At 63.1% G+C, this 542-nt stretch carries 1 protein-coding gene; it reads right to left on the bottom strand.

The genetic code is table 11. The annotated features are described in order from the left end of the window. Positions 1-59 precede the first annotated feature (59 nt). The coding region (locus G1E_RS19360) for a TIGR00730 family Rossman fold protein (protein ID WP_047150023.1) at positions 60-542 on the bottom strand (483 nt) is incomplete at its 5' end.

The following is a 542-nucleotide window of genomic DNA, read 5'->3' as shown; positions in this document are numbered from 1 at the left end:
TAGAATCTCCCACAGGTACAATGCTCGCTTTAGGATTTTGTGCAGCCCCTGAATCTGGTTTAGTCAGGCTTCTTGTCGACCCACTTCGGCGCCACCGGCGCGACAAAGCGGTCCATCGCGGCTAGCAGCTCATCCGGCTGCTGCCCCAACAGCAACATATCCCGGTGCTGCGGGCGCACGAAACCCTCCTCGACGATATGGTCGAGGAACCCGCCAAGCTTGTCGTAGAAGCCGTTCACATCCAGCAGCCCCAGCGGCTTGGCGTGGTAGCCCAGTTGCCCCCAGGTCCAGACCTCGAACAGCTCTTCCAGCGTACCCAGGCCACCCGGCAAGGCGATGAACGCGTCGCTCAACTCGGCCATGCGAGCCTTGCGCGCATGCATGCCATCGACCACTTCCAGCCGCGTCAGGCCTTTGTGGCCGACCTCGGCGTCCAGCAGGCTCTGCGGGATGATCCCTACCACGTCGCCACCCGCTGCCATCGCGGCGTCGGCTACCACACCCATCAAGCCAACAGCGCCACCGCCATACACCAGCGTCCA

Source organism: Pseudomonas sp. TJI-51, from assembly GCF_000190455.2.
Taxonomy (GTDB): domain Bacteria; phylum Pseudomonadota; class Gammaproteobacteria; order Pseudomonadales; family Pseudomonadaceae; genus Aquipseudomonas; species Aquipseudomonas juntendi.
The sequence above is the reverse complement of the archived record's forward strand: the minus strand, read 5'-3'. Positions and strand labels throughout refer to the sequence as shown.